Consider the following 20632-nt stretch of genomic DNA (forward strand, 5'->3'; position numbering starts at 1 on the left):
GTCGCCTGATGTGCCGGCACCTGGCGTACCTCGGGCCTCCGGTGACCCTGCGGGCGCTGCTGTACGACCCGCCGCACTCGCTGGTGCGGCAGTCCTGGGCGCCCCGGGACATGCGGGGCGGCGGGACGGTCAACGCGGACGGCTTCGGCGTCGGCTGGTACCCCGGCACCGCGACCCCGGTGCGGTACCGGCGGGCCGGCCCGATCTGGTCCGATCCGACCCTGCCGGAGCTGGCCGGGGTGACCACCGCCGGCGCGGTGCTGGCCGCGGTGCGCTCCGGCACGGTCGGCATGCCGGTGCAGGAGAGCGCCGCCGCGCCGTTCGCCGAGGGGCGGTGGCTGTTCAGCCACAACGGGGTGGTGCGCGGCTGGCCGGACTCGGTGCTCGGGCTGGCCGGTGGGCTGCCGGTGCGGGACCTGCTCACCCTCGACGCGCCGACCGACTCGGCGCTGCTGTGGGCGCTGGTCCGGCACCGGCTGCGGGCCGGCGCGTCGGCGGACGAGGCGGTCACCGAGACGGTGCGGGAGGTGGCCGTCGCGGCACCGGGTTCCCGGTTGAACCTCCTGCTCACCGACGGCGTGTCGGTGGTGGCGAGCGTGTGGGACCACGCGTTGTCGGTGCGCGTCACCCCCGGGGCGGTGCTGCTGGCCTCCGAGCCGGTGGACGACGCGCCCGAGTGGCGGGAGGTGCCGGACCGGCGGTGGGTGCGGGCCGGACCGGACGGGGTGCGCCTGGGCGCGCTGGGGTGACCGGCTGCGCCGTCGCGCACCGGGCGGGATGTCGCGCACCGGGCGGGGTAGCGGGGTGCGCCGTGGCGTACCGGGCGGAATGACCGGCTGCGCTGTCGCGCACCGGGGTGACCGCAGGGGACGGGACGATGTCGACGCAGGAGAGGGGAACTGATGAGCGCGGAACCGCTGGAGATCTACCTGGAGGAGCGGGACCTCGACCGGGCACTGCGGTCCGACGTCCGGGCCGGGCTGACCGCCGACCCGAAGTGGTTGCCACCGAAGTGGTTCTACGACGCCCGGGGCAGCGAGCTGTTCGAGGAGATCACCCGGCTGCCGGAGTACTACCCGACCCGGGCGGAACGGGCGGTGCTCGCCGCACGGGCGGCCGACGTCGCGGCGTCGACCGGGGCGAAGACGCTGATCGAACTGGGTTCCGGTTCGTCGGAGAAGACCCGGCTGCTGTTGGACGCGTTCACCCGGCACGGTGGGCTGGGCACCTTCGTGCCGCTGGACGTGTCGGTGAGCGCGCTGCGGCAGTCCACCGCGCAGATCGCCACCGACTACCCGGAGCTGCGGGTACGCGGCATCGTCGGTGACTTCACCCGGCAGCTGGACCGGTTGCCGACCGGCGGCCGGCGGTTGGTGGCCTTCCTGGGTGGCACCATCGGCAACCTGCTGCCGGCCGAGCGGGCCGGCTTCCTGGCGGCGATGCGTGCGGCCCTGGAACCGGACGACCAGCTGCTGGTCGGCACCGACCTGGTCAAGGACCCGGCGGTGATCGTGCCGGCCTACGACGACGCCGCCGGGGTCACCGCCGAGTTCAACCGCAACGTGCTCCGGGTGGTCAACCGGGAGTTGGACGCCGACTTCGACCCGACCGCGTTCGACCATGTGGCGGTCTGGGATCCGGCCCGGGAGTGGATCGAGATGCGGCTGCGGGCCGGCCGTGCGATGCGGGTGCGGATCGCGGCGCTCGGGCTGACCGTCGACTTCGCCGCGGGTGAGGAGCTGCGTACGGAGGTGTCGGCGAAGTTCCGGCCGGAGGGGATCGCGGCCGAGTTGACGGCGGCCGGCTTCCTGCCGGCGGAGTTCTGGACCGACCCCGACGGCCTGTTCGGGGTGACGCTGGCACGGGCGTGTTGAGCCGCGCCGGCCGGTCGGTGGGCGTCGGCCCACCGCACTGTCGGCCACCGACCAGTCCCGTCGACCCCGACCCACCGCAGTGTCGGCCGCCGACCCGCCGGTGGGTCGGGGTGACGCCCCGCACCCGGCCCGCCGGGCGGCGTGCGGGTCGGCTAGGCTGGCTGGCGCGAAGGGGAGTAGCCCCCAATGTCGTGGTCGACACACTGGTGCGTTCCGCATCCGGCCACGCGGCCCCGTCCTCGGACAGGGCGGGCGAGACCTTCGACTCAGGCTGTCACAGCCGGGTCGAGGGCGCCCCACACCTCTTCCCGGCCTGATCGGGAAGGTTCTCATGGACGGTTTTCTCGTCGCGCTGGTGGTCAGCTTCGGCGTCATCTTCGTGGCCGAGCTGGGGGACAAGTCCCAGCTGATGGCGCTCACGTTCGCCACCCGGTTCAGGACGGTCCCGGTGCTGATCGGCATCACCGTCGCCACCGCGATCGTGCACCTGGCCTCGGTGGCGATCGGGGTGGGCCTCAACGCCGCGCTGCCCACCGACTGGATATCCCTGGTCGCCGGTCTGGCGTTCCTCGGTTTCGGGGTCTGGACGCTGCGCGGGGACAAGCTCACCGAGGAGGAGAAGCGCAAGGCGGAGAAGACCGGAAAGTCGGCCGTCTTCGCGGTGGGTGTGGCGTTCTTCCTGGCCGAGCTGGGCGACAAGACGATGCTCGCGACGATCACGCTGGCCACCAAGTACGGCTGGTTCGGCACCTGGCTCGGCTCGACGCTGGGGATGGTGGCCGCCGACGCCCTGGCCATCCTGGTCGGCCGGCTGCTCGGCCGGCACCTGCCGGAGCCGACCATCCGGTACGGCGCCGCGGTGCTCTTCGCCGTCTGCGGTCTGTGGCTGATCCTGGAGGCGGTGCGGGAACTGGCCTGATCGCCGACTAGCGGGTCCGGGGGCGGGTAACGCCCCGCGGTGAGCCTGGACGAGCTGCTGCGACACGGTGACCTGGTCGTGGTGGGGGTGGTGGAGACGCTCGGCGCGGCGACGATCGTCGTCGGTGCGCTCTGGGCGGCGCTGCGGTGCGTGGTCGAAGGGCTGCGGCACCGCAGCGCCGCCGTGTTCACCCCGATCCGGCTCTCCCTCGGCCGGTTCCTGGTGCTCGGCCTGGAGTTCCAGCTCGCGGCGGACATCCTGCGTACCGCGGTGTCGCCGACCTTCGCCCAACTCGGCCAGCTGGCGGCGGTCGCCACCATCCGGACCGCGCTGAACGTCGTGCTCCGTCGGGAGATCAGCCAGGAGCGGCGGCAGCTCGGCGTCGGGGCGGAGGCCGGCGGGCGGGCACACCGGTGATCCGCGGTGAGTCCCGCCGCCGACTACCGGCCCCACGGGGTGGGTAAGCCGGGGGAGGCCCCACCGGGGCGAGCAGGGCACGAACCGGATGTGACGGGAAGGATTCCGCTATGCGGCGACACGACGAGCCGAACGAGTACGGCTTCGCGGGCGGGGCGACCGCCCCGCAGACCCCGGCGGACGGTCGTCCCGACGAGCAGGACCGGGCCGAGGCGGTGGCGGTGCCGGCGGACGACCTGACCGAGCCGCTCTCCGAGGCGCTGGAGGAGACGGAACCGGACGGGCGGGACTCCGCGGCACGGCGGGGCCGGTGACCGGCGTCCGCCCGGCACCCCCGCACGGGGTGCCGGGCGGACGCTCCGGTCAGCGTGGCGCCGGCAGCGCGGAGAGCCGGGTGGCGTCGTCGAGCCGGGTGCGGCTGCCGTCGCAGCACGCCGCCAACCGCTTGATCAGCTCCTCCGGTTCCCCGTACGGGTCGAGTCCGGCCAGTTCCGCAGGGGCCAGTGGGGGTACCCGGACGTGGGAGATGAGCGGGTGCAGCGGGCGGCTGTCGATCTCGTCGACGCCGAACAGGTCCTCGTGCAGCTTCTCCCCGGGGCGCAGGCCGGTGAAGACGATCTCCGGTGGTTGGGGTGCCTCGGCGGCCAGCCGCTGGGCCACCTCGGCGATCCGCACCGGCTCGCCCATGTCCAGCACCAGTGCCTCGCCGCCCCGGCCGACGACGGCGGCCTGGAGGACCAGGTGCACCGCCTCCTGGAGGGTCATGAAGTACCGGGTCACGTCCGGGTGGGTCACGGTGATCGGCAGTCCGGCCCGGACCTGGGCCTGGAAGGCGGTGAGCACGGAACCCCGGCTGCTGAGCACGTTGCCGAAGCGGACGCTGAGGAACGCGCCGCCGTACCGGTCGGCGTAGTGCGCGGTCAGCCGCTCGGTGATCCGCTTGGAGTAGCCGAGCACGCTGACCGGGTTGGCCGCCTTGTCCGTGGAGATGTTCACGAACTCGGCGACGTCGCGGCACGCCTCCAGCACGTTCACGGTGCCCTGGATGTTCGTCTTGATCGCCTCGCCCGGGTGCCGTTGCAGCAGGGTGAGGTGCTTGAGGGCGGCGGCGTGGAAGACGATGTCGGGCCGCCGCTCGGCGATGATCCGGGTGATGGCGTCGGCGTCGCGGATGTCGGCGAGGATCAGCTCCGGGCCGTCCAGCAGGGCCCGCCCGTGTAGGGACATCTGGAGGGCGTGCAGGGCCGACTCGTCCCGGTCCAGCATCATCAGCTCTCCCGGGTCGCAGCGGGCGATCTGCCGGCACAGCTCCGAGCCGATCGATCCACCGGCCCCGGTGACCAGCACCCGGCGTCCGGCCAGGCCACTGCGCTCCACGGTCAGTTCGGCCACCCGCTGGGCACGGCCGAGCAGGTCGGTGATCTGCAGGTCGCGGACGGCGTCGGCGGTGACCGGGCGGTCCAGCAGCTCCCGGACGGGGGGGAGCACCTTGAACGCCGCGCCCGACTGGAGGGTGCGGCTGCGGACGTCCCGCATCAGCTCGGCGTCCGAGCCGTTGATCGAGAAGATCACCGTGCTGGCCCGGGTGCGCCGGACCGCCTGGGTCAGCTCGTCGCGGCCGCCGAGCACCCGCAGGCCCGCCACCCGTAGCCCCTGCCGGTCCGGGTCGTCGTCGAGCAGGCCGACCGGTAGGTAGCCGCTGGCGGGGTCGCCGAGCAGCACCCGGATCAGCCGTTCGCTGGCCGCGTCCACCCCGTAGATGAGCGTCCGGTCGGCCGAGCGGGCCGGTCGGGTGTCCCGGTCGCGTCGCCACCGGTAGAAGACCCGGCCACCGCCCATCGCCAGCAGCGCCACGGCCGCGCCGAGGACCGGGACGCTGGCCGGGACCGGTCGGTCGGTCATCGGCAGCAGCGCGGCCAGGGCCACCACCGCGGTCATCAGCACGGTCCCGCCCAGGTCGCGTGCCTCACCGACGCTGCCGACAGGGTGCCGTCCCCGGGCGGTGAACCGGACCTGTTCGAGCGCCGCGTGGACGACGGCGCAGACTCCGGCGGCGCCGAGGGCCGCCGCGCACTGGCGCGGCGTGATGCCGAACTCGTACCGGGCCCAGGAGGCGACCAGGAAACCCGCGCACCAGGAGGCGGTGTCGAGCGTTAGCAAGGACAGGGTCTTCGCACGCCGGGTGACCCAGTCCCGTCGCTTGGTGGAGTCGTTGAGGGGGTCGGTGTGATCCATGGGCGTCCTCTACGTTTTGTCCCGTTATTGAGATGATTCACCGTGAGCACGAGGTTTCAATCGTATACATTGCGTTTGCCGCTTAACGGGCTACTTGCAGGGTTTAGATACTCTCATGTGCTTATCAGAACCTAGGGAGACTTCGTGCTTTTTCATCGGCTAGCCGTTCCGCCGCCGGAACGGAGGGCGTGATGGACGTCCGTACCTGCCTGCGCCTGGTCCGCCGACACTGGTGGATCGTCCTGGTCACCCTGATGCTCACGGTCGGCGCGGCGGCCCTGGTCACGGTCCGCACGCCACCGCGTTACATGGCCTCCGTGACCTTCTTCGTCACCGCCCCCAGCCAGGGCGTCACCAACGCCTACCAGGGCGAACTCTTCCTCCAGCAGCGTGTGAAGTCCTACGCCGACCTGCTGCGCAGCGACCGCCTGGCGCAGGCCATGGTCGCCGACAACTCCCTCGGTCTGACCGCCGACGACATCCAGCGCCGGGTGGCCACCTCCACCGAGACCGGCACCGTGCTGCTGCGCGCCAACGTCACCGACACCGACCAGGCCCGCGCCCTGAAGACGACCGAGGTCCTGTCGGCGAAGTTCGTCGAGCTGGTCCAGAAGATCGAGACCACCTCGGACGGCAAGGCCGGCCCGACCCGGCTCGAGGTGGTCGGTGGCCCCCGGGTCAGCGCCAGTCCGGTCGCCCCGCAGCCGAACCGCAACATCGCCCTCGGGGTGCTGGTCGGGCTGCTGCTCGGCGCGGCCCTGGCGGTCCTGCGCGGCATGGTCGACGTACGGCTGCGTGACGCCGCCGGCCTGCAACGGGCCACCGGCAGCCCGTTGCTCGGCGACATCCCGTTCGACACGGCCGCCAAGGCGACGCCGCTGATCGTCGGCGAGGCCGCGACCTCCGCCCGCGCGGAGGCGGTCCGCAAGCTGCGGACCAACCTGCGGTTCGTGGACGTGCACGAACCCGCCCGGGTGATCGCGGTGACCAGCGCGTTGCAGGGCGAGGGGAAGACCACGCTGTCGTGCAACCTGGCCATCGCCCTGGCCGAGGCGGGCTGGCGGGTGCTGCTGGTCGACGCCGACCTGCGTCGTCCGAAGGTCGCCGACTACCTCGGCATCGACGGTGGGATCGGCCTGACCGACGTGCTCGTCGGCGACGTCCAGGTCGGTGACGTGGTGCAGCGGTGGGGCGACAAGTCCCTGCTGGTGCTGCCCAGCGGGTCGACCCCGCCGAACCCCAGCGAGCTGCTCGGCGCGAAGGCGATGGCGGATCTGCTGCTCGCGCTCCGCGAGTCGGCCGACATCGTGGTCATCGACACCGCGCCGCTGCTGGCCGTCACCGACGGTGTGGTGGTGGCCGTGCAGGCCGACGGCGCGTTGCTGGTCACCCAGCAGGGCCGTACCTCGCGGGCGCAGGTCGCCGCGGCGGCCCGCTCCCTGCACTCGGTGTCGGTGCGGCTGCTCGGCTGTGTGCTGAACATGGCCAAGGTGGCCCGGGCCGACGCCTACCAGTACGAGGCGTACCGGGTGGCCACCACGACGCCGTCCGTCCCGGCGGACCGCGCCGCCGCCCACCGTGGCGAACAGGACCTGCACCCCGTCGAGGACCGGACGCAGGAACTCACCCGGCTGTCGCAGTGAGTGCCACCGCGCTTTCCGTCGCCGACGTCCGGTCCACCGCCCGGTCGGGTGGGACGTCGGCGACGGAGCGGGGGGCCGCCGCTCCGGGGACGGCCCGCCATCATCGTCCGGCCCGCGCCGGGCGACGGTGGTGGGCCGGCGGACGCCGGCCGGTCCCGGTCGGCGTCGGGCCGCGGGCGGTGGTCGTCCGGCGACGGGGGAGCGGGTGGCGATGAGGATCGGCATCCTGTCCTACCACTTTCCGCCGGAACCGGCCTTCATCCCCGGCAGCCTGGCCGAGGAGCTGGCCCGCCGGGGGCACGAGGTCCGGGTGCTGACCGGTTTCCCGGACTATCCCGGTGGTCACGTCTACCCGGGCTGGCGGCAGCGCTGGCGGCACCTGACCCGCAGTGAACGGCTGACCGTGCGCCGGGTGCCGCGGTACGCCGGTGGGGACGCCTCACCCGCCGCCCGGTTGGCCGGCTATCTCTCCTTCGCCGGCAGTGCCGCGTTGGCGGGGCGGCGTTACCTGGCCGACGTCGACGTGCTGTACGTCTTCCAGCTCCCCGCCACCACCTTCGCCACGGCCGGACTGCTGCGGCTGCTCGGCCGGGTGCCGACGGTCCTGCACGTGCAGGACCTCTGGACCGGGGAGGGGGCCGCCGGGGAGGCGGGGCAGGGCCGGATCGCCACCACGATGCGCCGGGTGCTGCGTGACGCCGACGCGGTGGCGGTCACCGCACCGTCCATGCGGGACCTCGTGCTCGCCGACGGGGTCGCCGGGGACCGGGTGCACACCGTGCTCAACTGGACCGACGAGCGGATCTTCCAACCGGTGCGCCCCGGCCGGGAGGCGTGGGGGCTGGTGCGCCGGGATGCCCGCTGCGTGGTCATGCACGCCGGCACGATCGGCGTACGCCAGGGTCTGGAGACCGCGGTACGGGCGGCGGCGGCGCTCGACGACCGGATGGATCTGGTACTGGTCGGCTCCGGGGCGCAGGAGCGGCAGGTCCGGGGGCTCGCCGCGGACCTCGGTGCCGACAACGTCCGTTTCCTGCCGCGGCGGCCGCCGACCGAGATGCCCGAGCTGTACGCCGCCGCCGACTACCAGCTGGTGGCCCTGCGCGACCTTCCGGAGTTGCACGGGACGGTGCCGAGCAAGGTGCAGTCGGCGCTGGCCTGCGCCACGCCGCTGGTCGCCTCGGCCGGTGGCGACACCGCGGCGCTGGTGGAGCGGGCGCGGGCCGGGCTCTCCTGCCCGCCGGAGGACTGGGCCGCGCTGGCCGACCGGTTCTGGTTGGCGACCACCATCCCGCCGCCGGCCCGGGCCGAGATGGGCCGCCGGGGGCGGGAGACCTACCTGCGGGAGATGTCGCTGGGGGCCGGTGTGGACCGGATCGAGACGCTGCTGACCCACGTCGCGGCGACCGCCGGCTCCCCGGGTCGTTCCCGGTAAACCGACTTAAAGCGGCAAAGAACCTGTTATCAATCTATAGCACCGACATTCGTGCTAGAAACCTCATGAACGGTCATTTACCCCGAGGTAGGAGCGGAGTGTGGCGTGGCAGAGAGCCATGGGTCACGACGTGGTCGACGCCGGCTGCGCCGGCGCACCCGGCGGCGGGTCCGGCGCGTCCTGCTGGTCGGTCTGGTCGTCACGGCCGTGCTGCTCGGCGCTGCCGGTTGGGTGGGGTTCCGTGGCTGGCAGGCGCGGGCCCACCTGGTCAACGCGGCCGGGCTCGCCCGGGAGCTGAGCAGCCAGGTGCTGGCCGGCGACCTGGACCGCGCCCAGCGCACGCTGGCGGCGTTGCAGGAGCAGGCCGGCGCGGCGCGGGCCGCCACCGGCGACCCCGGCTGGTGGGTCGCCCGGCACGCCCCGTACGCCGGGGACGACGTGGCGGCGGTACGGAGCATCGCGGTCGCCATCGACGACCTCGCCCGGCATGCCTTCCCGGTCCTGCTCCGCACCGACCTGGCCACCCTGGTGCCGACCCAGGGGCGGCTCGACCTGGACCGGTTGCGGGCCGCCTCGGCCGGTCTGACGGAGGCGGACGCCGCCGTTCGCAGGTCCCGGGTCGGTCTCGACGCGGTACCCGCCGAGGACCTGGTCAGCCAGCTCCGTACCGCGCTGGGCGAACTGCGCACCGAGATCGACCGGTTGGCCGGTCTGACCGGGGCGGCGCAACGGGGTGCCCGGGTGCTGCCCGCCCTGCTCGGGGCGAACGGGCCGCGCAGCTACCTGCTGCTCTCCCAGAACCTCGCCGAGTTGCGGGCCACCGGTGGCATGTTCGGCGCGTACGCGGTGATCCATGCCGACGACGGGCGGATCCGGTTGCGCGAGCAGGGCACCAGTGCCCAGTTCGGCCGCTTCACCCCGGCCCTGCCGGTGACCGAGGAAGTGCGCCGCCTCTACACCGACCTGCCCGGCATCTATCCCGCCGACGTCAACCTCACGCCACACTTCCCGACCGCCGCGAAGCTCTACCGGGAGATGTACCGACGGCACAGCGGCCAGACCGTCGACGGGGTGCTGGCGGTCGACCCGGTGATGCTGTCGTACCTGCTCCAGGCCACCGGCCCGGTCCGGGTGCCGGGCGACGCCACCCTGGTCAGCAGTCAGGTGGTGCGCACCCTGCTCAGTGACGCGTACCAGGGGCGCGACGACAGCGGGCAGGACGCCTTCTTCGCCGCTTCCGCGTCCGCGGTCTTCGACGCCTTCCTCACGAAGAAGGTCAACCCTAGAGGGCTTTTGTCGGCTTTAGACCGCTCCATCACTGAACGGCGGATATTGTTCTGGAGTGCCCGACCTGAGGAACAGCGGACCTTCCACGACACCCGGCTCGCCGGCGTGCTTCCCGAGCAGGAAGCCGCACCGACCGTCGGGGTCTTCCTCAACGACGGCAGCGGCGCCAAGCTCGGCTACTACCTGCGGCCCGCAGCGACCCTCACCATGGGCGACTGCGCCGACGAGGGGCGACGGCACCTGCGGTTGCGCTTCACCCTGCACTCCTCGGCCCCCGACACCGGGCTCAGCAAGTCGGTGCTCGGTCTGGCCAGGGCCGACGATCCGTACACCGCCCGGACCCTGGTGTCCCTCTACAGCCCGGCCGGCGGAACGGTCCTCGGTGCCCGGCTGGACGGGAAACCGATCTCACTGGGCAGCGGGACCGAACGACGCCGACAGGTCGTCATCGCGACCGTCGACGTCGCCCCCAACGCCACCCGAACCCTCGACGTGGACCTGCTGACCAGCAGGAACACCGCAGGCACCCCGGAAATATGGCACACACCGACCGCCACCCCATGGACCACCCAAGTAGTTCCCGCACCTAGCTGCAAACAGTAGGAGGAGACCATCATGCGGCTATCCCGCATTCTCATGGCGCTGACGGTCGGTCTGGCCATCGTGGCCGTGCCGACCGCCGCGGGGGCTGCTCAGCCGCAGCCACCCGCCGACAGCACGCCGCAGCCGCCACCGTACCCACCCGTCACGCCCTCGCTGACGGCCAACCCGACGACCATCTTCCTCGGCGAGACCGTGGTGCTCACCGGCACCGGCTTCGGGCCGAACGAGATCGTCGACATCGACGTCACCGTGGCGCCCCTCGCCGCGGCCGTGCCGGGGCAGGCTCCGGCCCGACGCAGCGATGGCACCACCGTCGCGATGGTGAAGGTGGACTATTCGCAGCCGCAGCCCGCGCCGCGGCACTTCACGGCGCAGACCGACGCGAACGGCAACTTCACCGTGAGCTACCGGCCGAGCGACGTCGGGCGGCTCACCTTCACCGCGACCGGGCGCACCTCGGGTCGTACGGCCAGCACGACGATCACCGTGCTGCCGAAGAAGAAGCACCCGCACCTGCCGGTCACCGGTGACAACCTGAGCACGCCGCTGAAGGTCGGCGGCGGGCTGGTCGGCGCCGGTGTCGTGCTGATGCTCACCGCCTTCGGGTGGCGGCGTCGCCACCGGTTCGGCATGACCCGCTGACCCGGATCACTCCGGTAGGCGAAGGTGCCCGCCGGCCCCGCTGGGGCCGGCGGGCACCCGTGTCCGGTTGACTGGGTGGGTGGACGAGGTGATCTGGAACGCGGCCCGTGCGGCCCGTGCCTGGCTGGACGCCGCCAACGGCACCGACCAGACCGAGCTGACCTGCCGGATCCTCAAGCTCAGCGAGGAGGCCGGCGAGGCGGCCGGGGCGTGGATCGGCGTCCTCGGCCAGAACCCCCGCAAGGGCGTGACGCACAGCCACGCGGAGGTCGCCGCCGAGTTGGCCGACGTGGTCTTCACCGCCCTGGTCGCCATCGAGAGCCTGGGGTTGGACGCCCGGTCGGTGGTGACCGCCTGCGCGGCGAAGGTCGAGTCCCGGATCGCCCGGTGACCTCTCCGACGGCCCGAACGGACGGTACGTCCCCGATCAGATGCCGGATATCGCCGTTCACGCCCGGATCGTCGTGCCCGCAGCCACCCCGCCGGGCCGGAATCCCGGCCGGGCCGACGGCGTTACACCCTGCGTACGACCGCAGCAGCACCCCAGCCCGGCAAACCCCACCCCGGCCCGGCAGGTCCCGCCGCCCCCGGTGGAATGACCCGGGGCCGCCGGTCGTTACACCTGACTCGGCACGAGAGGCCGCCCCCCGGGGCAGGCCCCGCCGCACCCCCGCACCCCACCCCCCGCACGAGCGCCCGACGTGGTGCCCACACCCGCCGCGCCAGTCCCCCGGACCGGCGCACCCCGACCCTCGCCGGCCGGGAGCCAGGGTGTCGACCCCGAAGGAGCTACCCCCATGAACACCACCATCCTGCGCAAGACCGCCCTCGGCATCGCCGGCCTCGCCTTCACCGGCGGCATCCTCGCCGGCCCCACCACCCACGCCCACGCCACCACCCCCACCGCCGTCACCACCGCCGTCCAGGCCGACAAGCCGGCCGTGGACAAGGACAAGCTGATCCCGCACGGGGTGCAGGGCGAGCAGTCCCGCATCGACCTCGACGACGAGCAGACCGGCAACGTCAAGGCCATCATCGCCGCCACCAAGAAGGCCGGCATGGACGAACGCGCCGCCGTCGTCTCCCTCGCCACCGCCCTGCAGGAATCCAAGCTGAACAACCTCGGCCACCTCGGCGACCGCAACGACCACGACTCCCAGGGCCTGTTCCAACAGCGCCCCTCCTCCGGCTGGGGCACCGTCGAACAGATCACCGACCCCGAATACGCCACCACCGCGTTCCTCAAGGGCCTCAAGCAGGTCGACGGCTGGCAGGACATGCCCCTGACCAAGGCCGCCCAGACCGTCCAGGTCTCCGCCTACCCCGACCACTACGCCCAGTGGGAACAGCAGGCCGCCGACCTCGTCACCCAACACTGGAACAGCTGACCCCGCCGTGCCCGTACCCCTTCCGCCCGCCGGGTGGAGGGGGTGACGGGGGTCACCGTGGTGCCGGGGAAGGAGCACGGGGTGGCCCGCGTTGTGCAGGGTGTCGATGTGTTCGGTGTCCCCGGGCCTCATCTGAACCGCCCTCGCGGAGTTCCGTTCGGCTGGAGCCGCGTTGCGCCACGCGCCGAGAGGCGACCCGCACGTCGACACGCGCCGCCCCCGACCCGGCCGGGTCGGGGGCGGCGCGCTGTATGCGTACCGGGCAGAATGGCCGATGTGGACTGGTCCGGCTCTCCCGGTGTGGTGACGTTGCCCAGCGGCGTGACGGTGCGCGGCCGGCGGGTCGCCGACGTGGTGTCGCCCGCCGACTTCGCCCTGATCCTGGCGCCGGGGCCGACTCCTGGCTGGCCCTACCGGCGCATCCGGTGGCCGGACTTCTGGCTGCCGCTGGACCGTGAGGACGCCCTGGACGCCCTCCGCGAGGCGCTGCGGGGCGCGCACGACGGGCGGCGGGTGGAGGTGGCCTGCCGGGGCGGGATCGGCCGGACCGGCACCGCGCTGGCCGCCCTGGCGGTCCTCGACGGGCTGCCGGCCAGGCAGGCGGTGGGCTGGGTGCGTGAGCGTTACCACCCGAGGGCGGTGGAGACCCCCTGGCAGCGGGCCTGGCTGCGGCGGCTTCCCACCCGCTGACCGGCCGGCTACCGGGCGACGTACTCGCGCAGGTGGCGGGCGGTCAGGGTGTCGCCCCGCGCGACCAGGTCGGCGGGGGTGCCGGTGAAGACGATCCGCCCGCCGTCGTGACCGGCCCCGGGGCCGAGGTCGACGATCCAGTCCGCGTGCGCCATCACCGCCTGGTGGTGCTCGATGACGACCACCGTGTTACCCGCGTCGACCAGGCGGTCCAGCAGCGCGAGCAGTTGGTCCACGTCGGCCAGGTGCAGGCCGCTGGTCGGCTCGTCCAGCACGTAGGTGGCGGCCTTCTCCGCCATGTGCACGGCCAGCTTGAGCCGCTGGCGTTCCCCACCGGAGAGCGTGGTGAGGGGCTGGCCCAGGGTCAGGTAGCCGAGACCGACCTCGGCGAGCCGGTCCAGCACGACCCGGGCCGGCCCGGACGGGAAGAACTCCCGCGCCTCGGTCATCGACATGCCGAGCACCTCGCTGATGTTCCGGCCGCGCAGCGTGTACGCCAGCACCTCGCGGGTGTACCGCCGCCCCTCGCAGGCCTCGCAGACGGTGGCGACGGCAGCCATCGTCGCCAGGTCGGTGTAGACCAGCCCGATCCCCTTACAGGTCGGGCAGGCCCCCTCGGAGTTGGCGCTGAACAGCGCCGCCTTCACCCCGTTGGCACGGGCGAACGCGGTGCGGATCGGATCGAGCAGCCCGGTCCAGGTGGCCGGGTTGCTGCGCCGGGAGCCCCGGATGGGGGACTGGTCGACCACCACGACCCCGTTGCGGCGGGGCAGCGAGCCGTGGATCAGCGAACTCTTGCCCGAGCCCGCCACCCCGGTGACCACGGTGAGCACCCCCAGCGGCAGGTCGACGTCGACGTCGCGCAGGTTGTGCAGGTCGGCACCCCGGATCGCCAGGTGGCCGGTGGGCTGCCGGACGGCCGTGCGCAGGGTGACCCGGTGGTCGAGGTGCCGGCCGGTCAGCGTGTCGGAGCGCCGTAGCCCGGCGACGTCGCCGGCGTAACAGATCCGGCCGCCCGCCGACCCGGCACCCGGGCCGAGGTCGACCACGTGGTCGGCGATCGCGATCGTCTCCGGCTTGTGCTCCACCACCAGCACCGTGTTGCCCTTGTCCCGGAGCTGCCGCAACAGGTCGTTCATCCGGGTGATGTCGTGCGGGTGCAGCCCCACCGTGGGTTCGTCGAAGACGTACGTCACGTCGGAGAGGCTGGAACCGAGGTGACGGACCATCTTCACCCGTTGCGCCTCGCCGCCGGACAGGGTGCCCGACTCCCGGTCCAGGCTGAGGTAGCCCAGGCCGATCTCCACCAGCGAGTCCAGGCAGTCGCGTAGGTCGGCCACCAGGGGTGCCACCGACGGGGCCTCGATCCCGCCGATCACCTGTGCCAGGTCGCTGATCTGCAGGGCCGAGCACTCGGCGATGGTGCGTCCGGCGATCCGCGACGACAGCGCCGCCGCGTTGAGCCGGGCACCACCGCAGGCGGCACAGGTCTTCAGGGTGACCGCCCGGTCCACGAAGGCACGGTGCTGCGCCTGCATGGAGTCCCGTTCCTTGGTCAGGTAGAGCCGACGGACCTTCACCGCCAACCCCTCGTAGGTCCAGTTGCTGTTCCCCACCCTGATCTTCGTGGCCGGCTTGTGCAGGAAGTCCGCCCACTGCTGCTCGGTGAAGTCCTGGAGCTTGACGTCCGGGTCGAACAGGCCGGAACCGGCCATGATCTGCCAGTACCAGGAGTCGACGGCGAAGTTCGGGACCAGGATCGCCCCGTCGTTGAGCGAGCGCTCCACGTCCACCATGGCCGACACGTCCAGGTCGGAGACCCGGCCCAGCCCCTCACAGGTCGGGCACATCCCCTCGGCGAGGTTGAAACTGAACGCCCCGGCACCGCCCACGTGCGGTTCGCCGAGCCGGCTGAACAGGATCCGGAGCATCGCGTACGCGTCGGTCGCGGTGCCCACGGTGGAGCGGGAGTTCGCCCCCATCCGTTCCTGGTCGACCACGATCGCCGGGGTCAGGTTCCGCAGCGAGTCCACGTCGGGGCGGGACAGACTCGGCATGAACGACTGGAGGAAGGCGCTGTACGTCTCGTTGATCAGCCGGCGGGACTCGGCGGCGACGGTACCGAACACCAGGGACGACTTTCCCGAGCCGGAGACGCCGGTGAAGACGGTGAGCCGCCGCTTCGGGATGTCGACGGACACCCCGGTCAGGTTGTTCTCCCGGGCTCCCCGTACCTCGATCACGTCGTGGCGGTCGGCGGCGGGCTGGGTGGTTGATTGCTCCATACCTTTAATTTTCTCATTCGTCCTCCTGTGGAGACTTTCAGCGACACCGAGCGGGTCGGACCGGTCGACTCGGGGGGAAAGTCTCAAACAACGCGACAAGCAGTAGGGTGACCGGGTGGGGGAGCGGCGGTGGCGGATGGTCGACGTCGCGGCCAGCGCAGGGATCTCCACCCAGCAGGTGCGCAACTACCTGGCCGACGGGGTGCTACCGCCGGCCGGGCGCACCGTGAGCGGCTACCGGATGCTGACCGACCGCCACGTGCGGGCGCTCGCGGTGGCCCGCCGGATGGCCGAGGGGCACGGCTGGGCGCGTACCCGGGAGGTGCTGGCCGCCGTGCACCGGGGCGAGTGGCCGGCGGCGCTCGCCGCCCTCGACGCCGGGCACGCCGAGCTGGACCGCGAGCGGGCCGAGATCGCCCGCGCGCTGGGCGCCTTCGAGACGGTGCTGGGCAGCCCGGCGGCAGCCGCGCCCCGCCGGGACGCGCGCATCGGTGTGGTGGCCGCCCAGCTCGGTGTGCGCACCTCCCAGCTGCGTCTCTGGGAGCGGCGCGGGCTGCTCCGGCCGCGCCGCCAGCAGGGCACCGGCTACCGGGTGTACGACCCGGCCGAGTGGCGGGCGGCTCAGGTGGTGGCGCTGCTGCGCCGGGGTGGTTATCCGTTCGACATCATCACCGCGGTCCTCGACGAGCTGCGCAGCACGGGCCGACCGGACCGGGTCCGGTCGGAGCTGGCCCGTCGGGAGCAGGAACTGCACCGTCGCAGCCTGTGCCGGCTGCGGGCCTCCGCCGCCCTGTACGACTACCTGGCCGAGACCGCGCCGGCCGTCGAGGGCTGACCGGACCACCTGCGGTGTCGCCCGGACGTCCCCGACGCCCCCGCCCCGCCTCCCGACCACCCCGACGTATCCCGGTCGGGGCACCGCCGTCGCCGGTGAACCGACCGGGGTCGGCGCACCGCCCGGCGGGCGAACGCCGAGCGGCCCGGCGGAATGGTCCGCCGGGCCGCTCGTGGGCGCTGGGTCAGTTCAGGCCGCAGGTGGCGAAGTTGTCGAGGTTGGGGCGTTGTGCGCCGACCCGGTTGAAGGCGATCTCGATGCGGTCGAGGGCGGCCTGGCGCTTGTCCTTCAGCGGGCCGAGGATGGCGTTGTTGATGAAGTTCGCGCCGCCCTGGGGGTTGGCGGCCTGCTGGGCGAGGCGGGCGTTGGCCTCGCTGATCTGCTTGTCCAGGTTGGCCAGTTCGGCCTGGACGTTCGCGGCGGCGGCGGCCGGTACGGCGGGGATCTGCGGCGTCGGGCAGTTCACCGTCCGGGCGGCCCCGGCGTTCCCGGCCCCGGCGTTGCCCGCGCCCGCGTTGCCCGCTCCGGCGTTACCCGCGCCCGCGTTACCCGCTCCGGCGTTACCCGCACCCGCGCCGTTCAGGCCGCAGGTGGCGAAGTTGTCGAGGTTGGGGCGTTGTGCGCCGACCCGGTTGAAGGCGATCTCGATGCGGTCGAGGGCGGCCTGGCGCTTGTCCTTCAGCGGGCCGAGGATGGCGTTGTTGATGAAGTTCGCGCCGCCCTGGGGGTTGGCGGCCTGCTGGGCGAGGCGGGCGTTGGCCTCGCTGATCTGCTTGTCCAGGTTGGCCAGTTCGGCCTGGACGTTCGCGGCGGCGGCGGCCGGTACGGCGGGGATCTGCGGCGTCGGGCAGTTCACCGTCTGGGCGGCGGCCGTGGTGTTGTTCCCACCCGAGGCGACGTTGCCGGCCTTGACGGAGCTGTTCAGCGCGCTGGCCACACCCGGGGCGTTCAGCCCGCAGGTGGCCAGGCTGTCCAGGTTGGGCCGCTGCGCGCCGACCCGGTTGAAGTTGATTTCGATGCGGTCCAGCACCGCGACGCGCTTGCTCTTCAGCGGGCCGAGGATGGCGTTGTTGATGAAGTTCGCGCCGCCCTGCGGGTTGGCGGCCTGCTTGGCCAGCCGCTCGTTCTGCCGGGCGATCTCCTCGTCCAGGTTGGCCAGTTCCCGCTCCACCCCGGCAGCGGCCGCCGCCGGAACGGCCGGCAGCTTGTCCCGTACCGTGGGGCAGTTCACGGTCTGCGCGGCGCTGCTGCCGGTGTTCTCGGCTGCGGAGGCGAGCTGCAGACCGCCGCCCAGGAGCAGCACCGCCAGGGCGCCGACTCCGCCGAGCTTGAGGACGGAATTCTTCCGCATTGGCCTGGCCATGTACCTCTCCTCTGATCTCCGGCGGGCCGCCGACGATGTCGCGTCCGGGGGCCGACGGTGGCTGGGTTCACCCGAGGACCGCGGCACTGGGGCTGCCCCGATCCGTCCTTGCGGCGATGGATACGGGGACTGCGCGGAGATCGTTCAAGAAGTTTCGTCAGCCCGTCGTCACGCTTCGTGTTGACGGAAAGAATGAGCAGCTCAGAGGGGGTTTCAGTGCTTCCGGCGGCGATGCGCGGCGGGGTTTTTCTCCACCCTCGGTAACTGCTGAATGATCCAGCGTCACCATGGTGGTTCTTTTGCGCCGGGACGGCCCGGGTGCGGCGGGTGGTGCGGCCCCTGGGGAACCGCCTCCCGGCGTCGGTAGGGTGCCTCACCATGAGAGCCCGGGTCCTGGCCGCCGCCGTCGCGGCCGTACTCCTCACCGCGGGCACCCCCGCTCCGGTCCGCGCGGCGCCGGCCGGGGCCGCCGTCGTGCCGTGCCCGAAACTGCCCGCGCCGAAGGTGACCCGACCGCCCCGGCCCGTGCCGCCCCCCGCGGTGCCCGCGCAGCAGGCGGTGGGGGGCGAGGCGCTGGCCACCCCGGGTCTGACCGTGCCGCCCGGGGTGCCCACGCCGCCCCCGGTCACCGCGGTCTCCTGGCTCGTCGCCGACCTGGACACCGGGGCGGTCCTCGGTGGTTGCGGCCCACACGAGTACGGCACCCCGGCCAGCGTGCAGAAACTGCTGCTGGCGGCCACCATGCTGCCCCGGCTGGATCCGAAGCAGGTGGTCACGGTGACCCGCGCCGACCTGGACATCGAGCCGGGCAGCTCGGCGGTGGGTCTGCTCGACCGTGGTCGGTACCCGGTCGAGACCGTCTGGCTCGGCCTGCTGCTCCAGTCCGGCAACGACGCGGCGAACCTGCTGGCCCGCCTCGGCGCGGGCAGCGCGTCGGCCGGGGTGCGCGAGATGAACGCCGAGGCACGCCGGCTCGGCGCGTGGCAGACCCACGCGGTGACCCCGTCCGGGCTGGACGGGCCGGGCCAGTTCACCAGCGCGTACGACCTGGCGCTGATCGCCCGGGTCTGTTTCGCCGACCCCACCTTCCGTCGGTACGCGCTCACCGAGCGGACCCAGATCCCGGCCCAGCCGGCGTTGCGCAAACCCGGCTTCCAGATCCAGAACGAGAACCAGTTGATCTACCGGTACCCCGGGGCGTTGGGCGGGAAGACCGGCTTCACCGACCTGGCCCGGCACACCTACGTCGGAGCCGCCGAACGTGGCGGCCGGCGGCTGGTGGTGACCCTGCTCGGCGCGGAGGCCCGCCCGGTGCGCGGCTGGGAGCAGGGGGCTCGGCTGCTCGACTGGGGTTTCGGCCTGCCCCGGGACGCCTCGGTGGGCCGGCTGGTCGACCCCGGCGAGGCGACCCCCGCCAGCGCGTCGGCGTCGCCGCCCGCCCGGGTGGTCGCCGCACCGGAGCCCGCCCGCCGGCCGGTGTCCGCACCGTACCGGCCCGGTGGGGCGGTGGTCGGTGGTGTCGTGGGACTGGTCGGGGTGCTGGCCGCGCTGCTCGTCATCCGCCGCCGCCGGAGCCGGCGGCGGGTCCGGCGGCGCGTCGCCTGGGACTGACGGCCGTCCCTCCATAGACTCCGGTCGTTGCGGTACCGCCCGTTTCCGCGGTACCACCCGTCTCTCCGGTACCACGAGTCCAGGAGGACCCACAGTGTCGAGTGAACCCCGACCGTCCGTCGCCGGGTCGCGCCCCCATGGCCGGCTGGCCCGCCTCGCGGGGGTGGCGCTGGCCTCGGCGACGCTGGTCGTCGCCGGTGGTACGGCCGCCGTCGCCGCGCCCGCCGACGGGCCGGTCGTCGCCCGGACCACCAAGGGCCCGTGCGCGTACACGTCCACGCCCGACGAGCCGCCGGCCCGGCCGGTGCCGCTGCCGCCCGACCCGCGTCGCACCCCGGACGCCGGCACGGTCCGGGTCACCCTGCGCACCAGCCAGGGGCCGATCGGCCTGACCCTGGACCGGGAGCAGGCCCCGTGCACCGTGCAGAGCTTCCTGCACCTGGCGCGACACCGGTTCTACGACTGGACCCCCTGCCACCGGCTGACCGCCTACCCGACGCTGAAGGTGCTCCAGTGCGGCGACCCGTCCGGCACCGGTGAGGGCGGTCCGGGCTACCGCTACCGCGACGAGTTGCCCACCGACCTGCCGCCCGCGCCGACCGACCCCACCGGGGTCCGGCGACTCTACGCCCGGGGCACGCTCGCCATGGCCAACGCCGGGCCGGACACCAACGGCAGCCAGTTCTTCCTGGTCCAGTCGGATTCGGCGCTGCGACCCAACTACACCGTGTTCGGCAGCATCGACGCCGCCGGGCTGGCCACCCTGGACCGGATCGCGGCCGGTGGCATCGCGCCCACCGCCGAGGACCCGGCACCGGTGGACGGTGCCCCGGCCCTGCCGGTGCGGATCCACCGCGCCATCCGGGGCCGCTGAGGCTCCCGGGCACCGGAGCGGCGCACCCGGCGGGATCACGGCGGTACGGGTGAACCGGCCGACCGGGCTCAGCCCGGCCGGCCACCGCGCGTCCTGCGGGCGGGGGCGATCACTCGCCCCCGCCCGCGGGTCAGCCCTCCTCGCCCGCCGCGCGGGCCCGGTCGGCGTCCGCGTCGGCCGCACCGACGGGCACGCCGTCGCCGTCCCGGGCGGCGTCGGACAGGTCCACCTCCGCACCGGCACGGGCGGCGTCGGCGCGGGCGTCGTCCGCCCCCACCACGGGACGGGTGTCGGCGTCGTCGACGTCGACCAGGTCACCGCCGACGGCGAGGCCGAGCGGAGCGTAACGGGGGTCGGTCATGGTCTCCTCCTTCACCGGTCCTACCCTCTCCGCTACCCCCATGGACGGTGGTCGACACCTCCCCGTCGCCGGCCGGCTGACCGACGGGCGCGTCCCCTGCCCGCCTCGACCCGCGCTGACCGGCAAATTCACCGCGCCGGAGGCGGCATGCTACCGGCCCGGCACGCTCC

General features: G+C 73.2%; 19 protein-coding genes. 15 read left to right on the forward strand and 4 right to left on the reverse strand.

Annotated features, from left to right (window positions below):
• The first annotated feature begins 8 nt into the window (after window positions 1–8).
• The 5 genes from egtC to O7612_RS14475 all read left to right on the forward strand — a co-directional run bounded on the left by egtC (window position 9) and on the right by O7612_RS14475 (window position 3524).
• A complete protein-coding gene (gene egtC, locus O7612_RS14455; RefSeq protein WP_282273742.1) occupies window positions 9–749 on the forward strand; it encodes an ergothioneine biosynthesis protein EgtC in 741 nt (246 codons plus the stop codon).
• A gap of 153 nt (window positions 750–902) precedes the next feature.
• Entirely contained in the window at window positions 903–1874 is a 972-nt protein-coding gene (egtD, locus tag O7612_RS14460; protein WP_282273743.1) for an L-histidine N(alpha)-methyltransferase, read from the forward strand.
• 331 nt (window positions 1875–2205) lie between these two features.
• Window positions 2206–2793: a TMEM165/GDT1 family protein gene (locus O7612_RS14465; protein WP_282273744.1), complete on the forward strand. Its 588-nt coding sequence runs from the start codon at window positions 2206–2208 to the stop codon at window positions 2791–2793.
• Between the two features lie 39 nt (window positions 2794–2832).
• The gene (locus O7612_RS14470) at window positions 2833–3210 is read left to right on the forward strand and encodes a DUF1622 domain-containing protein (RefSeq protein ID WP_282273745.1); all 378 of its coding nucleotides are present in this window, start codon (window positions 2833–2835) and stop codon (window positions 3208–3210) included.
• 110 nt (window positions 3211–3320) lie between these two features.
• The gene (locus tag O7612_RS14475) at window positions 3321–3524 is read left to right on the forward strand and encodes a hypothetical protein (protein ID WP_282273746.1); all 204 of its coding nucleotides are present in this window, start codon (window positions 3321–3323) and stop codon (window positions 3522–3524) included.
• A 49-nt stretch (window positions 3525–3573) separates the two neighbouring features.
• Here O7612_RS14475 and O7612_RS14480 read toward each other — a convergent pair whose 3' ends face one another.
• Window positions 3574–5445: a nucleoside-diphosphate sugar epimerase/dehydratase gene (locus O7612_RS14480; RefSeq protein WP_282273747.1), complete on the reverse strand. Its 1872-nt coding sequence runs from the start codon at window positions 5443–5445 to the stop codon at window positions 3574–3576.
• 191 nt (window positions 5446–5636) lie between these two features.
• Here O7612_RS14480 and O7612_RS14485 point away from each other — a divergent pair, with 191 nt between their 5' ends.
• The 7 genes from O7612_RS14485 (at window position 5637) to O7612_RS14515 (ending at window position 13133) form a co-directional block, all read left to right on the forward strand.
• Window positions 5637–7088, forward strand: coding sequence for a polysaccharide biosynthesis tyrosine autokinase (locus O7612_RS14485; protein ID WP_282273748.1), 1452 nt, complete (start codon window positions 5637–5639; stop codon window positions 7086–7088).
• Window positions 7089–7299: 211 nt separating this feature from the next.
• Entirely contained in the window at window positions 7300–8523 is a 1224-nt protein-coding gene (locus O7612_RS14490; protein WP_282273749.1) for a glycosyltransferase family 4 protein, read from the forward strand.
• 105 nt (window positions 8524–8628) lie between these two features.
• Window positions 8629–10413 carry a DUF4012 domain-containing protein gene (locus tag O7612_RS14495; RefSeq protein WP_282273750.1) on the forward strand — a complete coding sequence of 595 codons (1785 nt, stop codon included), beginning with the start codon at window positions 8629–8631 and terminating at the stop codon, window positions 10411–10413.
• Window positions 10414–10425: 12 nt separating this feature from the next.
• A complete protein-coding gene (locus O7612_RS14500) occupies window positions 10426–11055 on the forward strand; it encodes a hypothetical protein (RefSeq protein ID WP_067310349.1) in 630 nt (209 codons plus the stop codon).
• 79 nt (window positions 11056–11134) lie between these two features.
• The gene (locus O7612_RS14505; protein WP_282273751.1) at window positions 11135–11446 is read left to right on the forward strand and encodes a MazG-like family protein; all 312 of its coding nucleotides are present in this window, start codon (window positions 11135–11137) and stop codon (window positions 11444–11446) included.
• A 406-nt stretch (window positions 11447–11852) separates the two neighbouring features.
• Window positions 11853–12443, forward strand: a complete 591-nt coding sequence (locus O7612_RS14510; RefSeq protein WP_282273752.1) for a hypothetical protein — start codon at window positions 11853–11855, stop codon at window positions 12441–12443.
• Window positions 12444–12719: 276 nt separating this feature from the next.
• A complete protein-coding gene (locus tag O7612_RS14515) occupies window positions 12720–13133 on the forward strand; it encodes a protein-tyrosine phosphatase family protein (protein ID WP_282264949.1) in 414 nt (137 codons plus the stop codon).
• An 8-nt stretch (window positions 13134–13141) separates the two neighbouring features.
• Here O7612_RS14515 and O7612_RS14520 read toward each other — a convergent pair whose 3' ends face one another.
• Window positions 13142–15418 carry an excinuclease ABC subunit UvrA gene (locus tag O7612_RS14520; RefSeq protein WP_282264950.1) on the reverse strand — a complete coding sequence of 759 codons (2277 nt, stop codon included), beginning with the start codon at window positions 15416–15418 and terminating at the stop codon, window positions 13142–13144.
• Between the two features lie 115 nt (window positions 15419–15533).
• Between O7612_RS14520 and O7612_RS14525 the strand changes: the two genes are divergently transcribed.
• Entirely contained in the window at window positions 15534–16253 is a 720-nt protein-coding gene (locus O7612_RS14525; RefSeq protein WP_282264951.1) for a MerR family transcriptional regulator, read from the forward strand.
• Window positions 16254–16437: 184 nt separating this feature from the next.
• Here the strand turns inward: O7612_RS14525 and O7612_RS14530 are convergent, their stop codons facing one another.
• Entirely contained in the window at window positions 16438–17616 is a 1179-nt protein-coding gene (locus O7612_RS14530; RefSeq protein WP_282264952.1) for a hypothetical protein, read from the reverse strand.
• Between the two features lie 378 nt (window positions 17617–17994).
• Here O7612_RS14530 and O7612_RS14535 point away from each other — a divergent pair, with 378 nt between their 5' ends.
• Window positions 17995–19227: a serine hydrolase gene (locus O7612_RS14535; protein ID WP_282264953.1), complete on the forward strand. Its 1233-nt coding sequence runs from the start codon at window positions 17995–17997 to the stop codon at window positions 19225–19227.
• A gap of 94 nt (window positions 19228–19321) precedes the next feature.
• Window positions 19322–20101 carry a peptidylprolyl isomerase gene (locus tag O7612_RS14540; RefSeq protein WP_282264954.1) on the forward strand — a complete coding sequence of 260 codons (780 nt, stop codon included), beginning with the start codon at window positions 19322–19324 and terminating at the stop codon, window positions 20099–20101.
• A gap of 130 nt (window positions 20102–20231) precedes the next feature.
• On the opposite strand, the gene O7612_RS14545 is transcribed toward O7612_RS14540, so the two are convergent.
• The gene (locus O7612_RS14545) at window positions 20232–20462 is read right to left on the reverse strand and encodes a hypothetical protein (protein ID WP_282264955.1); all 231 of its coding nucleotides are present in this window, start codon (window positions 20460–20462) and stop codon (window positions 20232–20234) included.
• Between the last annotated feature and the right edge of the window lie 170 nt (window positions 20463–20632).

It is taken from the genome of Micromonospora sp. WMMD987, from assembly GCF_029581435.1.
Taxonomy (GTDB): Bacteria; Actinomycetota; Actinomycetes; order Mycobacteriales; family Micromonosporaceae; genus Micromonospora; species Micromonospora rifamycinica.

Bases quoted from the DNA above. Each gene is read 5' to 3' on its own strand.
- egtC (WP_282273742.1), top strand. From the start codon at position 9: ATGTGCCGGCACCTGGCGTACCTCGGGCCTCCGGTGACCCTGCGGGCG.
- egtD (WP_282273743.1), top strand. From the start codon at position 903: ATGAGCGCGGAACCGCTGGAGATCTACCTGGAGGAGCGGGACCTCGAC.
- O7612_RS14465 (WP_282273744.1), top strand. From the start codon at position 2,206: ATGGACGGTTTTCTCGTCGCGCTGGTGGTCAGCTTCGGCGTCATCTTC.
- O7612_RS14475 (WP_282273746.1), top strand. From the start codon at position 3,321: ATGCGGCGACACGACGAGCCGAACGAGTACGGCTTCGCGGGCGGGGCG.
- O7612_RS14480 (WP_282273747.1), bottom strand. From the start codon at position 5,445: ATGGATCACACCGACCCCCTCAACGACTCCACCAAGCGACGGGACTGG.
- O7612_RS14485 (WP_282273748.1), top strand. From the start codon at position 5,637: ATGGACGTCCGTACCTGCCTGCGCCTGGTCCGCCGACACTGGTGGATC.
- O7612_RS14490 (WP_282273749.1), top strand. From the start codon at position 7,300: ATGAGGATCGGCATCCTGTCCTACCACTTTCCGCCGGAACCGGCCTTC.
- O7612_RS14500 (WP_067310349.1), top strand. From the start codon at position 10,426: ATGCGGCTATCCCGCATTCTCATGGCGCTGACGGTCGGTCTGGCCATC.
- O7612_RS14510 (WP_282273752.1), top strand. From the start codon at position 11,853: ATGAACACCACCATCCTGCGCAAGACCGCCCTCGGCATCGCCGGCCTC.
- O7612_RS14520 (WP_282264950.1), bottom strand. From the start codon at position 15,418: ATGGAGCAATCAACCACCCAGCCCGCCGCCGACCGCCACGACGTGATC.
- O7612_RS14530 (WP_282264952.1), bottom strand. From the start codon at position 17,616: ATGGCCAGGCCAATGCGGAAGAATTCCGTCCTCAAGCTCGGCGGAGTC.
- O7612_RS14535 (WP_282264953.1), top strand. From the start codon at position 17,995: ATGAGAGCCCGGGTCCTGGCCGCCGCCGTCGCGGCCGTACTCCTCACC.
- O7612_RS14545 (WP_282264955.1), bottom strand. From the start codon at position 20,462: ATGACCGACCCCCGTTACGCTCCGCTCGGCCTCGCCGTCGGCGGTGAC.